At 67.3% G+C, this 12,454-nt stretch carries 13 protein-coding genes; 9 read left to right on the forward strand and 4 right to left on the reverse strand.

Annotation, left to right across the window (positions count from 1 at the left end; genetic code table 11):
* Positions 1–5 precede the first annotated feature (5 nt).
* The gene (gene cyoE / locus OVY01_RS07945; RefSeq protein ID WP_267846923.1) at positions 6–917 is read left to right on the forward strand and encodes a heme o synthase; all 912 of its coding nucleotides are present in this window, start codon (positions 6–8) and stop codon (positions 915–917) included.
* Positions 917–1,558 (forward strand): SCO family protein, encoded by a 642-nt coding sequence (locus OVY01_RS07950; RefSeq protein WP_267846924.1) that lies wholly within the window; start codon positions 917–919, stop codon positions 1,556–1,558. Before cyoE ends, OVY01_RS07950 begins: the two co-directional genes overlap by 1 nt.
* A 67-nt stretch (positions 1,559–1,625) precedes the next feature.
* On the opposite strand, the gene rpoH is transcribed toward OVY01_RS07950, so the two are convergent.
* Positions 1,626–2,534, reverse strand: coding sequence for an RNA polymerase sigma factor RpoH (gene rpoH / locus OVY01_RS07955; RefSeq protein WP_267846925.1), 909 nt, complete (start codon positions 2,532–2,534; stop codon positions 1,626–1,628).
* A gap of 385 nt (positions 2,535–2,919) precedes the next feature.
* On the opposite strand from rpoH, the gene OVY01_RS07960 reads away from it, so the two are divergent.
* The gene (locus tag OVY01_RS07960) at positions 2,920–3,459 is read left to right on the forward strand and encodes an acyloxyacyl hydrolase (RefSeq protein WP_267846926.1); all 540 of its coding nucleotides are present in this window, start codon (positions 2,920–2,922) and stop codon (positions 3,457–3,459) included.
* Positions 3,460–3,518: 59 nt separating this feature from the next.
* On the opposite strand, the gene ybiB is transcribed toward OVY01_RS07960, so the two are convergent.
* Positions 3,519–4,511: a DNA-binding protein YbiB gene (gene ybiB, locus OVY01_RS07965; RefSeq protein ID WP_267846927.1), complete on the reverse strand. Its 993-nt coding sequence runs from the start codon at positions 4,509–4,511 to the stop codon at positions 3,519–3,521.
* A 173-nt stretch (positions 4,512–4,684) separates the two neighbouring features.
* Here ybiB and OVY01_RS07970 point away from each other — a divergent pair, with 173 nt between their 5' ends.
* Positions 4,685–5,383, forward strand: a complete 699-nt coding sequence (locus OVY01_RS07970) for a fumarylacetoacetate hydrolase family protein (protein WP_267846928.1) — start codon at positions 4,685–4,687, stop codon at positions 5,381–5,383.
* Here the strand turns inward: OVY01_RS07970 and ftsY are convergent.
* Positions 5,380–6,621: a signal recognition particle-docking protein FtsY gene (ftsY, locus tag OVY01_RS07975; RefSeq protein WP_267847709.1), complete on the reverse strand. Its 1,242-nt coding sequence runs from the start codon at positions 6,619–6,621 to the stop codon at positions 5,380–5,382. The two genes, OVY01_RS07970 and ftsY, sit on opposite strands and share 4 nt — an antisense overlap.
* A 629-nt stretch (positions 6,622–7,250) precedes the next feature.
* Between ftsY and OVY01_RS07980 the strand changes: the two genes are divergently transcribed.
* The 5 genes from OVY01_RS07980 (at position 7,251) to OVY01_RS08000 (ending at position 11,812) form a co-directional block, all read left to right on the forward strand.
* Positions 7,251–8,777 carry a M16 family metallopeptidase gene (locus OVY01_RS07980; protein WP_267846929.1) on the forward strand — a complete coding sequence of 509 codons (1,527 nt, stop codon included), beginning with the start codon at positions 7,251–7,253 and terminating at the stop codon, positions 8,775–8,777.
* On the forward strand, positions 8,713–10,089 hold the full coding sequence (locus OVY01_RS07985) for a M16 family metallopeptidase (protein WP_267846930.1): 1,377 nt from the start codon (positions 8,713–8,715) through the stop codon (positions 10,087–10,089). Before OVY01_RS07980 ends, OVY01_RS07985 begins: the two co-directional genes overlap by 65 nt.
* Before the next feature lie 65 nt (positions 10,090–10,154).
* Positions 10,155–10,910, forward strand: a complete 756-nt coding sequence (gene rsmD, locus OVY01_RS07990; protein ID WP_267846931.1) for a 16S rRNA (guanine(966)-N(2))-methyltransferase RsmD — start codon at positions 10,155–10,157, stop codon at positions 10,908–10,910.
* Between the two features lie 93 nt (positions 10,911–11,003).
* Positions 11,004–11,513 (forward strand): pantetheine-phosphate adenylyltransferase, encoded by a 510-nt coding sequence (gene coaD / locus OVY01_RS07995; RefSeq protein ID WP_267846932.1) that lies wholly within the window; start codon positions 11,004–11,006, stop codon positions 11,511–11,513.
* A gap of 2 nt (positions 11,514–11,515) precedes the next feature.
* Positions 11,516–11,812: a YfhL family 4Fe-4S dicluster ferredoxin gene (locus tag OVY01_RS08000; RefSeq protein WP_267846933.1), complete on the forward strand. Its 297-nt coding sequence runs from the start codon at positions 11,516–11,518 to the stop codon at positions 11,810–11,812.
* On the opposite strand, the gene pth is transcribed toward OVY01_RS08000, so the two are convergent.
* On the reverse strand, positions 11,809–12,405 hold the full coding sequence (gene pth, locus OVY01_RS08005) for an aminoacyl-tRNA hydrolase (protein WP_267846934.1): 597 nt from the start codon (positions 12,403–12,405) through the stop codon (positions 11,809–11,811). The two genes, OVY01_RS08000 and pth, sit on opposite strands and share 4 nt — an antisense overlap.
* Positions 12,406–12,454 lie beyond the last annotated feature (49 nt).

A 12,454-nucleotide genomic window follows, 5' to 3' on the forward strand; every position in this document is an offset into this window, starting at 1 on the left:
GAGCCATGGATAGCACAACTCTTTCTTCCCCCTCCGGTAGTCGCCTCTCCCAATATATCGCCCTCACCAAGCCGCGCGTCACGCAACTGGCGGTATTCTGCGCGGTCATCGGCATGTTCCTGTCGACCCGCGGCATGGTGCCCTGGTCGGTCCTGATCGGTGGCGGCATCGGCATCTGGCTGACCGCGGGCGCCGCGTTCGCGATCAATTGCCTGGTCGAGCAGAAGGTCGACGCGTTGATGCGCCGCACCGCGTGGCGGCCGTCCGCGCGCGGCGAGATCGGCAGCCGTCAGATCCTCGCGTTCTCGGCGGTGCTGGGCGCGGCGGGCGTATGGCTGCTCTACACCTTCACCAATCCCCTGACGATGTGGCTGACGATCGCGACCTTCGTCGGCTATGCGATCATCTACACGATCATCCTGAAGCCTTCGACGCCGCAGAACATCGTCATCGGCGGGGCGTCCGGCGCGATGCCGCCGGCGCTCGGCTGGGCCGCGGCCACGGGCGCGGTGCCCGGCGACGCGTGGCTGCTGGTGCTGATCATCTTCATCTGGACGCCGCCCCATTTCTGGGCGCTGGCGCTCTACCGGCGCAAGGACTACCTGAACTCGGGTCTGCCGATGCTGCCGAACACCCACGGCGAGCAGCTCACCCGCCTGCACATTCTGCTATACACGGTGGCCCTGTTCGCGGTGACGATGATGCCGTTCGCGTCGCGGATGAGCGGCTATCTGTATCTCGCCAGCGCCATCGTGCTCGGCGGCCTGTTCCTGCGATATTCCTGGCAGATCTGGCGCACGTATTCGGACGACCTGGCGCGCCGCACTTTCCGTTTCTCGATTCTCTATTTGTCGCTGCTGTTCGCCGCGTTGATGCTCGACCATTACGCGCAAATGCTTTTCGGCAACGGTGTTTGATGCGGCGCCGCCCGTTTCTGGCGTACCTGGGGGCGGGCGCATTGGCGAGCGCGCTGCTGGGGGCCTGCGGCAAGAAACCCCCGTCGTTCGACAATCTCGACATCACCGATAACGGCAATTTCGATACGCACCTGGCGTTGCCCGATACGCACGGCAGGACGCGCACGCTCGCGGATTTCCGCGGCAAGGTGGTGGTGCTCTTCTTTGGCTATACGCAGTGCCCGGACGTCTGTCCGACCTCGCTGGCCGAACTCGCCGAGGCGAAAAAACAATTGGGGCGCGAGGGAGCGCGTTTGCAGGTGGTATTCGTCAGCGTCGACCCGACGCGCGATACGCCGGCGATCCTCGCCCAGTACATGGCGGCGTTCGATCCCTCTTTCGTCGCACTGCGTCCGGTGGACGATCTCGCGGTGGCGGCCGTCACGAAGCAGTTCCACATCTATGCGGCGAAGAGCGCCGTGCCGGGAACGCCCGCTTCCGGCGGGGGCGCGAATGGCGTCGCCGCGCAGCCGGCGTACACCGTCGATCACACGGCCGCGAGCTTCGTCTTCGATCCGAGCGGAAAGTTGCGGCTCTACGCCCGGGACGGGCAGGGCGTAGGGCGCTGGGTGCACGACGTCAGGCTTCTGCTGCAGGGCTGAACGGGCCGCGCCCGCACCTGTGCGGCATGCGAGCCGGCGCGGCGCGCCGGCGTAGGGACGCTCTCGCTTATGCGTACTCGGTCAGGGCACCGCGCATCTTCTTCATCGCACTGGCCTCGATCTGGCGAATGCGCTCCGCGGAGACGCCGAACTCGTCGGCGAGCTCATGGAGCGTCGAACCGCCCGAGCCGTCGTCCTCGACATTCAACCAGCGCGCCTGGATGATGCGACGGCTGCGCGAGTCCAGCGATTCGAGCGCGGTGGACAGGCCGTCCGACTGCAAACGGTCGAACTGGCGCGTCGCCAGCACTTCGCTTGGCTCCTGCCGGGTGTCCGCGAGATAGGCGATTGGCGCATACGTCTCCTCGCCATCGTCCACCTGGCCTTCCAGCGCGATATCGCCGCCCGACATCCGCCGTTCCATCTCGGCGACGTCCTCGCGCTTCACCGACAGTTCCTTCGCCAAGCCCGCTATTTCATCGGGCGTGAACGCGTGCAGGCCCTGCTTGTGACTGCGCAGATTGAAGAACAGCTTGCGCTGCGCCTTCGTGGTCGCGACCTTCACGGTGCGCCAGTTGCGCAGGATGTATTCGTGGATCTCGGCCTTGATCCAGTGCATCGCGTATGACACCAGACGCACGTTCTGCGTCGGGTCGAAGCGCTTCACGGCCTTCATCAGACCGATGTTGCCTTCCTGGATCAGATCCGCGTGCGCCAGGCCGTAGCCCAGGTAATGACGTGCGATCGACACGACCAGACGCAGATGCGACAGCACCAGGTGGCGTGCCGCATCGAGATTGTTCTGTTCACGGTAATCCCGCGCGAAACCCTGTTCCTCCGCCAGCGTCAGCAGGGGGATCCGGTTCACGGCCTGGATATAAGCATCGATATTGCCGATGTGCCCGGTCAGCAGGGACTTCGGCGTCAGCGCAAGGGCGCCGTCGCGCGCAGGCGCTGCAGAAAGGGTAGGGGACATGGCTGTGCTCACGCGAACTCCTTTGTTAGCGGTCTACAGAGATAATTTTAGCACTCTCGGGACATGAGTGCTAAGACTTCGGCAAGGGAGCGCGCCGCGTAAATCCGGGCTTTCCTGTCCTTGTCAATATCTTCAATCTATTGGAGACAACGGTTGATAGTACGCCGTATGGGTCGTGAACGTCCAGCAATGTCAACCTGGAAATTTGTTACGGGACAACACGGTAAATCTCAAAAACGTGCTTAAAATGTGCGCTTCGCCCAGCGCTTCATTTCAGCGCGCGAAACCTGTCGTCGCGTCGCCTGGCGGGCCGGGACGGGCAGTCACCAGGACGGAGTAGTCAATGCACATTGGAAGAACGGTTGCGCGCGCAGCTCTTATTGGCATGTCAACCCTTGCTGTCACATTCCCGCTGGCGGCACAGGCGGACGATGACGCTGGCAATACCTTCGGCGCGCAGTTGGCGGTCGGGCATGCCGACCATCACAGCGACAAGGTGGACAAGGTCGATCTGGGCCTCGTGTGGGACCCGCATCTGACTTGGTGGCCGATCGGTGGCTGGCATTTCGGGCTGGTGGGCGAAGCGCATGCGGTTTACTGGCATACCAACGGCAACGTCAACAGCTCCATCGAGGAATTCGGTGCCACGCCGGTCCTGCGCTTCGAGAAATCCAGCGGCGCGATCAGGCCCTACTTCGAGGCCGGCGTGGGGGTACGGCTGCTGACGCATGCACGCATCTCTTCCAGTTACACCTTGTCCAGCGCCTATCAGTTCGCGGACATGGTGGGCGTGGGCGCCAAGTTCGGCTCGCATCAGCAGTACCAGGTGGGTTATCGCTTCCAGCATCTCTCCAACGCCAGCATCAAGCGGCCCAACCCCGGCATCGACTTCCAGCAAGTCTATGTCCAATACAATTTCAAGTAAACCCTGGCACTGGTCGGACAAGGGTCTTTAGCCGCGGTTGTCGCCATTTTGGACAAAGCTTAGAGACTTTTGCTGACATTGGAGCGGGCAATCCGGGCAATGTCGTCGACCTGCCTGAGGATCGCATCGGGTATGCGGTCCGTGTGCATCAGTACCTCGCGGATCCAGTCCGCGGTCGCTGCGGCTTCGAGCGACGCCGGCAGGCGCGGCGCGGCGGCGTCGGCTTCCCGGCGCGCGGCGGACACCAGGATTTCGGCCCGGCCATCGCGCAACCAGTCGATCTGCACCTGCCGGCGCGTATCGGCGACCGCCTCGCCTTCCGTGCCGCGGGCAAGCAATACATCGCCATGCGCGATATCGGGATAGGCGCCGAACAGGCCGGTCAGGCTGTCGCGGTAGGGCGGATGCGTATAGTTGACCAGGCGCACCGCGCCGTCGGGCCGGGCCGCCGACACGCGAAACGGGTCGAGCAGCTTGACGAGCGTGTGGGTGGTGTTGCGCACCCCCAGTGGCGCGCGCAGTTGCAGCAGACGCGTCATGCCCGGCGACAGCACGTCGATCGGCACGAAGGCCAGACGGTCGTCGGCGAGCCTTTGCGCGGCCTGTGCCGCGGACGCCGCCGCATCGATACCCAGTGCCGCGAAAATTTCCGCGCTGGTCACCCGTCCGGCATCGGTGCGCACGCCGTGCACCACGACCGGCACGCCCTCGCGGGCCAGCAGCATCGCGAGCAGGGGCGTCAGGTTCGGTTGCTTGCGAGCCCCGTTGTAGGACGGAATCGCCACCGGGCGGCAGGCGCCCGCGGGGGCGTCGATCGCGGCGATGTGTGCATGCGCCGCGCCGAGCATGCCGGCCAGTTCGGCGGGCGTCTCGCCCTTGATGCGATACGCGATCAGGATCGCGCCCAGTTCGACGTCGCCGACCCGGCCGTCGAGCATCGCCGCATAGAGGTCGTGCGCACTGTCGCGGGACAGGGCGCGGGCGCCGTGCGCACCCCGGCCGATTTCCTTGATCAGGGACGCGCAGGCGAAAGGGGGGGAGATCGGGTTCATATCCAGCCAGCATGAAGAAAAAAGGACGAGCGCGCGGCCGGTCTTGCGCTCGTGCGCCGCAGGGTACTATAACGTTTTTCCGTCCGTGTTTTCGTATCCCGGCGGCGCTGACCGCGAGGCCGAGCGCCCGGGTGCCGCCGCCCGCTGTGCCTTTTCTGAATGGAGAATGTCCGATGGCTTACGTATTCGACCCCGCCGCGCCCGTCGCGGTGCCCGTCGCCGGCAGCGACGCGTCGTTTCCGGTGCGGCGCATCTATTGCGTTGGACGCAACTATGCGGCGCACGCGCGTGAGATGGGCCATGATCCGGACCGCGAGCCGCCGTTCTTTTTCGGCAAGCCGACCGACGCCATCGTCTATGTCGCACCCGGCACCGAAGGCCGTTTTCCCTATCCGCCGGCATCCGAGGACGTGCATTTCGAGATGGAACTGGTGGCGGCGATCGGCCGTGGCGGCCGGGACATCGCCGCGGCGCAGGCGCTCGACCATGTCTACGGTTATGCGCTGGGTCTGGACATGACGCGGCGCGATTTGCAGGCGGCGGCGAAGAAACTGGGTCGCCCCTGGGAGGTGGCGAAGGGCTTCGATCATTCGGCACCGATCGGTCCTATCCATCCGGCCGAGTCGGTCGGACACCTCGCCAAGGGCGCGATCTGGCTGAAGGTCAACGGCGAGGAGCGGCAGCGTTCGGATATCGCCGACATGATCTGGTCGATGCCGGATACGATCGCCTATCTCTCCGGACTGTTCGCGCTGTTCCCGGGCGACCTGATCTACACGGGGACGCCGGAAGGGGTCGGCCGCATCGTCCGCGGCGACGTGATGACGGGCGGCGTCGACGGCCTCGGCGAATTCACGGTCAAGGTGGCCTAGAGCGGTTCGATGCCGAGCAGCGCGTCGGCGAATTCCGCAGCCGAGAACGGTTGCAGGTCGTCCACCGATTCGCCGACGCCGATGAAGTACACCGGAATCGGCCGCTGCCGGGCGATGGCCGCGAGAATGCCGCCTTTCGCGGTGCCGTCCAGCTTGGTGACGATCAGTCCGGTGAGGCCGAGCGCGTCGTCGAACGCCTTCACCTGGGTCAGCGCGTTCTGCCCGGTGTTCGCATCGATCACGAGCAGGACTTCATGGGGCGCGCCGTCCATCGCCTTGCCGACCACGCGCTTCACCTTGCGCAACTCCTCCATCAGATGCAGCTGGGTCGGCAGGCGCCCGGCGGTATCGGCCATCATCACGTCGATCCTGCGCGCGCGCGCGGCATTGACCGCGTCGAAGATCACCGCCGCCGGATCGCCGCCCGACTGCTCGACCACCGTTACGTTGTTGCGCTCGCCCCAGATGACGAGCTGTTCGCGAGCGGCGGCACGGAAGGTGTCGCCCGCCGCCAGCAGCACCGACTGGCCATAGCTTTGCAGATGTTTCGCAAGCTTGCCGATGCTGGTGGTCTTGCCGGCGCCGTTCACCCCGGCGATCATCACGACGAGCGGTTGCGCGCGGCCCAGCACCATCGAGCGCTCGAGCGGCGCCAGCAGTTCGATGAGCAGTTCGCGCAAGGCTTCCCTGACTTGCGCGCCGTTGCTCAGGCGTTCGATGCGCACCTTCTGCTTGAGCGATTCGAGCAGGAACTCGGTGGCGTCCATGCCGGCGTCGGACATCAGCAATGCGGTTTCGAGTTCCTCGAACAAGGCGTCGTCGACCTTGACGCCGACGAATATGCCGGTCAGTCCCGCGCTGGTCTTCGACAGGCCCGAACGCAGCCGCGTCAGCCACGACTGGCGCGCGCCCGGATCGGGCGGAGGCGGCGGGATGATCTCGTAGGCGTCCTCGCTGCCGGTGGCGTCGTCGCCCGGCGCGCCGTCGGCCTCGATCTCGGCGTCGCTCTTGCCGCGGCCCCAGAGCCGGCTGATGAACGGCCGCGGTTTGGCGGCATCGCCGTCGGTCGTGCGGGGTACGGCGGGTGCGGCGGAAGACACCTGCACGATCGGATCGGCATGCACGATCGGCGGTGGCGCCGGTGGAACAGCTGGTGCCACCGACGGCGCGCGGGCGATCGGATCGGCATGCGCGGGCAGCGCGGATCGTACGATGGGATCCGCGTGCGCGAGCGGCACGGGCGCGGCGGGCGGCGCGTGGACGACCGGCGCCGTCGCGATGGGATCGGCATGCGCGACCGAAGGCTGCGCGGCCGGAGGCTGTGCAACCGGAGGCTGTGCAACTGGAGGCTGTGCAACTGGAGGCTGTGCAACCGGAGGCTGCGCGATCGAAGGCTGCGCGATCGAAGGCTGCGCGATCGGCGCGGCGTCACTGGCCGGCGGCGTCCGCGCGGCCGGCACATGCGGGGTTTCGGCAGCGGGCGTGCGGGTCACCGAAGGCGTTTCGACCACCGGCGAAGCGGTCATCGGCGGCATCTCGCCCCCCTGCACGGCGGGTGCCGGCGCATCGGCCGGCGCGGGAGCGGGCGGAGGCGCCGCGGGCGCGGCCGCCGGAACGACGGGGGCCGTGGCGCCGCGCTCCGGCGCACGCGTCTCGGATGACGCCTGCGGGGGTGTCGGCGCGGGGGTATCATCGCGCTTTTCTACCGGCGCGGGTTCGGCCTGCGAGCGGCTGAAGCGTTTGAAAAAACTGAACATGGTGGAAACTCGACGTGGAGGTGACGCGTCAGGGCGCGCCTTGCCTGCGCTTGTCGTCACCTTCGGATGGCGCCTCGATAGCGCACCGTATTTTAGCAGAGAGGAAGTGTATGGATCGTAGAGGTTCGATGCCCGAATCGTCGCATGCGCCCGCGGATGCGGCGCTCGACGCCGCGATCGCTTCGCTGGCCGATGCGCCCCCCGCGTTCGATGCGCCGGTCAGCCGGCACACGCTGAGCAATGGCCTGGAGGTCTTCGTGCTGGAGGATCATCGTGCCCCGGTCGTCGGGCATGCGCTCTGGTACCGCGCCGGCTCGCTCGACGAAAGCAGCGGCGTGACCGGCATCGCCCACGTTCTCGAACACATGATGTTCAACGGCACGACCCGTTACGGCCCCGGCGAATACGATCAGCAGATGCGTGCGCTGGGTGCCTACGCGAATGCGCTGACCTGGACGGACTACACCGCCTACACGGTCGAGGCGCCGGCCTCGCGGCTCGCCGACGTCATGGCGCTGGAAGCCGAGCGCATGACGGACCTGCGGATCACCGACGCCGAGTTCGAGCGCGAGATCCGCGTCGTGATGGAGGAGCGGCGCCAGAGCAGCGACGACGATCCGGCCGGCCTGCTCTACGAAAGCCTGTACGCGAGCGCCTTTCACGCGTCCCCGCAGCGCTGGCCGATCATCGGCTGGATGAGCGATCTCGAATCGATGCGGGCGGAGGATGCGCGGCACTGGTACGAGAACTGGTATCGCCCGGACAACGCGCTGCTGGTGGTGGCCGGGGATGTCGCGCCGCAGGCGGTCTTCGCGCTCGCGCAACGCTGTTTCGGCGGCATTGCGCCCGCGGCGCCGGCGGTCTCCGCGGCCCCGGCGCGGCGTCGCGCCCAGCACGAGCCGGCGCAGCGCGGCACGCGCCGCATCGCCACCCGCGCGCTGGTGCCCGCGCCGCAGCTCGCGCTCGGTTTCAAGGTGCCGCGCCTGAGCGACCCGCGCGCGGACGACGACGTCTATGCGCTGGCGGTGCTGGCGGAACTCCTCGACTGGGGCCGCGTGCTCGAAACCGCGCTGGTCCGGCGCCGCCGGCTGGCCGACGAGACCTGGGCGACCTACGACTACCTGGCGCGCGAACCGGGCCTGTTCATCGTCGGCGCGGTGTGCGCGGCCGAGGTGACGCCGACGCGCGTCGAACGCGGCCTGCGCGCGGCGATCGCCACGATCGCCCGCGACGGAGTGACGCCAGGCGCGCTGCAGCGCGTGCGCACGCAGTTGCTGTCGTCGCGGCTCTATCGCAGCGATTCCGTGTTCGAGCAGGCCGACGAACTCGGCCGCATGGCGATGCTGGGGCTCGCCGACGACGTGCGCATCATCGATGCGCGCCTGGCGGCGGTCACCCCGTGGCAGGTGCAGGATGTCGCCGCGCGCTATTTTTCCGATGAAACGATGACGGTCGCCGTGCTGCTGCCGAGCGAGTCGACGGAAGACGCGGACGAGGGCCAGGAAGACAACGAGGAAGAGGAAGAAGACGAAGATGGGAACGACGCAACGGCCGCCGAACGCCCGCCCCGGCATGACGACGCTCCCGCAGGCGACGCTGCCGCGCGAGCGCGGCCGGGACGACGCGATGCCCGCTGACCCGCATCCCGTCCACGGCGGCCCCGTGCTGGAAGGCTGGACCACGTCGAGCGGCGTGCGCGTGGTGTACGCGGCGCGGCGCTCGATTCCGATCGTCGATCTGAACATCGATTTCGATGCCGGAAGCTGCTTCGATCCGCCGGGCAGGGCGGGATTGTCCGAAATGGTGGCGAGCCTGCTGCTGACCGGGCAGAAGCGTTATGGCGCGCTGCCGGCGATGCGCGAGGAGGCCGCCGAGCACGCGTTCGACGATATCGGCGCGAAGGTGGCGGCGGACGCGCAGGCGGACCGCATCGCCATCGGACTGCGTTCGCTGTCGCAGCCCGTGCTGCTGGAGCGCGCGCTGCTGCTGCTCTGCGCGATGCTGGCCGCACCCGCGTGGGCGGCGCGCCCCTTCGAACGCGAGCGCGAGCGCTTGCTTGCCTTCGCCGAGGAGCAGCTGACCGATCCCGAACAGCTCTGCAATCTGCGGCTGACGCAGGCGCTCTACGCCGGGCATCCGTTCGGCGTGGTCGCGGATGCCGGGAGCATCGCGGCGATCGGCCGACAGGATGTCGCGGCGTTTCACCGGCAGTATTTCGTGCGTTCCCGGGCCATCATCACGCTGGTCGGCGACCTCACGCGCGCCGATGCCGAACGCATCGCCGAGACCCTCGCGCTGGCGCTGCCGGCGGGCGCCAGCCCGTTGGCAGCGCCGTCGGACACCGCGTCGCGCACCGGCGGCGAGCCGGAAGAGGCAAACGCCGTCGCGCCGCCGCCCGCGGCGGCCATGGGGCGGCGGCTGACGCTCGACCATCCCGCGAGCCAGGCGCATATCGCGATCGGCGCACGCGTGCCGGGCGTGGGCGACGCCGATTATTTTCCCTTGATGCTCGCCAACCGGATGTTCTCCTGGCGGCTCAACGATGTGGTGCGGGACCGCCTCGGCCTCGCCTACGAAGTCTCGAGCGCGTTGTTCATGTCGCGCCTCGGCGAGCACCGGATCGCCCTCAAGACGCGCCGGGATCAGGCGCAGCAGGCGCTGGACGCGGTGCACGCAACCTTGCGCGGCTTTGTCGAGCAGGGCGTCGACGCGGCCGAGTTCGACCGCACGCGTCGGGAGCTGATCGACGGCCGCGCACTGGCGTTCGATTCGAACGCGAAGCTGCTGCGCCACGCCGCCGACATCGGTTTCGATCGTCTGCCGCTCGATCATCTGCTGCGCTGGCCGGAGCACGTCGCGGCGGTGTCGCTCGCGCAGGCCATGGCGACCTTCGCGAAATGGATCGATCCCGCGCGGCAGACCACACTGGTGCTGGGGGCACGGCGTTGAATGCTGGCCGGGACGGCCGAGTCTGCGATAATGGGCCTCGCCATCGCCACCCTCCACACGCTGACATGAATCGTCCTTCGTCCTCCCACCGTGCGCGCTCCGGCGCCCCCGCCAGCAGCGCGCCCACCGACCGCAAGGCAGCCGCGCGAGCGGTGCGCCACGCACCGCAGCAGGTGCGCATCATCGGTGGCGACTGGAAGCGCACGCCGCTGCAGGTCGTCGACGCGCAGGGGCTGCGGCCGACCCCGGACCGCGTGCGGGAGACGCTGTTCAACTGGCTGGGCCAGGAGCTCGCGGGGGCGGTCTGCCTGGACCTGTTCGCCGGCACCGGCGCGCTGGGTTTCGAGGCGGCGTCGCGCGGCGCGCGCCGGGTTCTGCTGGTCGAGCGTCAGGCCAAGGCGGCGGCGCAGTTGCGCGCGGTGAAGGCGCGGCTGGGCGCGGGCGCGGTGGAGGTGGCCGAGGCCGATGCGTTGCGGCTGGCCGCCGGGCTCGCGCCGCAGAGTTTCGACGTGATCTTCATCGATCCGCCGTTCGACGGCGCGCTGCTCGCCAAGGCCTTGCCGGTTGCCGCCCGGCTGGCGAGCGCCGCGGGCGATATCTACGTCGAATCCCCGGTGCCGCTCGATCCGGAGGCGGCGCGGGCGCTGCCGCCGGAAATGGCCGACCCCGCGCTCGCCGCGGCGTTCGCGCAATTGCATGCCGTCGGCTGGCGCATTGCGCGGTACGGCAAAGCCGGCGCGGTGCATTATCATCTGCTGCGGCAGCAGGCGGACGAAGCGGCGGACGAAACCGCAGACGAGACCGCAGGCGACAACGGATGAATCATGCACTCGCGGCCCGTTCGAGCATGCCGCAAGGATGGGCCCGAAAAGATGCGACACCCTGACATTTTGTTGGGGACAGTGGAGAAGACAATGATTACAGCGGTATATCCCGGCACGTTCGACCCGCTCACGCGCGGTCACGAGGATCTCGTGCGTCGTGCGGCGAGCATGTTCGACGTGCTGGTGGTGGGCGTGGCCGCGAGCCGGAAGAAGGGCCCGTTCTTCACGCTGGAGGAAAGGCTGGAAATCGCGCGCGACGTGCTCGGGCACTACCCCAACGTGCGCGTGGAGGGGTTCTCGGGGCTGCTGAAGGACTTCGTGCGCAGTTGCGAGGCACGCGTGATCGTGCGCGGACTCAGGGCGGTTTCGGATTTCGAATACGAGTTCCAGATGGCGGGGATGAACCGTTATCTGTTGCCGGACGTCGAGACGATGTTCATGACGCCATCGGATCAGTACCAGTTCATCTCCGGGCAGATGGTGCGCGAAGTCGCGCAACTGCATGGCGATGTCAGCAAGTTCGTGTTCCCGTCGGTGGAGGCTCGCTTGATCCGGAAGGTCGCCGAAACCGACGACGGCGCGGACGACATGCCGAGCTGATCATGGCATTGACGATTACCGACGAGTGCATCAACTGCGACGTGTGCGAACCGGCCTGCCCGAACGGTGCGATCACGATGGGCATCGAGATCTACGAGATCGACCCGGGAAAATGCACCGAGTGCGTCGGCCACTTCGACGAGCCGCAATGCCAGATGCTCTGTCCGGTGGAGTGCATTCCGCTGGACCCCCTGCACGTCGAGTCGCGCGAGACCCTGCTGCGCAAGTACGAAAGGCTGACCGCCGCGAAGGGGGATGCCGAGAGAGAGGCCGAAACGCCCCCGGTACCTGGAAGCTAGTCTTCCGAGCGGTGCAGGTTCATCATGGCGCGCTCGCTTTCCCCCTGCACGATCTGCGGCATCACGGCGAGGCTACGCTCGATTGCGGCGTCGATCGGTTCCTGTTCCTCGCGGCGTGGTGCCTTCAGGACAAAATTGACCACATCCGGCTTGCCCGACGCCTGCGGCAGCAGTTCGCGTGGGTGGCCGATGCCGATGCGCAGGCGCCAGTAGTCCGGCGTCGTCAACTGCGCGGTGATGTCCTTCAAGCCGTTATGGCCACCGGTGCCCCCGCCGCGTTTGAGCTTGACGATCCCGGGCGGCAGGTCCAGTTCATCGTGCGCGACCAGAATCTCGTCGGGCAGGATCTTGAAGAACCGCGCAAGCCCCGCCACCGAGAAACCCGAACGGTTCATGAAGGTCTGTGGCTCGATCAGCCACACGTCATTGCCATAGAGCCGCGCTTTCGCGACCAGCGCATTGAAACGGGGTTCGTGGCGCAACGTCGCACCCGCATCGCGGGCGAGCTGGTCGATCAGCCAGAAGCCGGCATTGTGCCGGGTCGTGACGTACTCGGGGCCAGGGTTGCCGAGACCGGCGATTACTTTGATCATCGCATTCCGTTGGAGCGTGGCGGAAAGGGGCCAGCATCGCTGGCGACGA

This window comes from Robbsia betulipollinis, from assembly GCF_026624755.1.
Lineage (GTDB): Bacteria > Pseudomonadota > Gammaproteobacteria > Burkholderiales > Burkholderiaceae > Robbsia > Robbsia betulipollinis.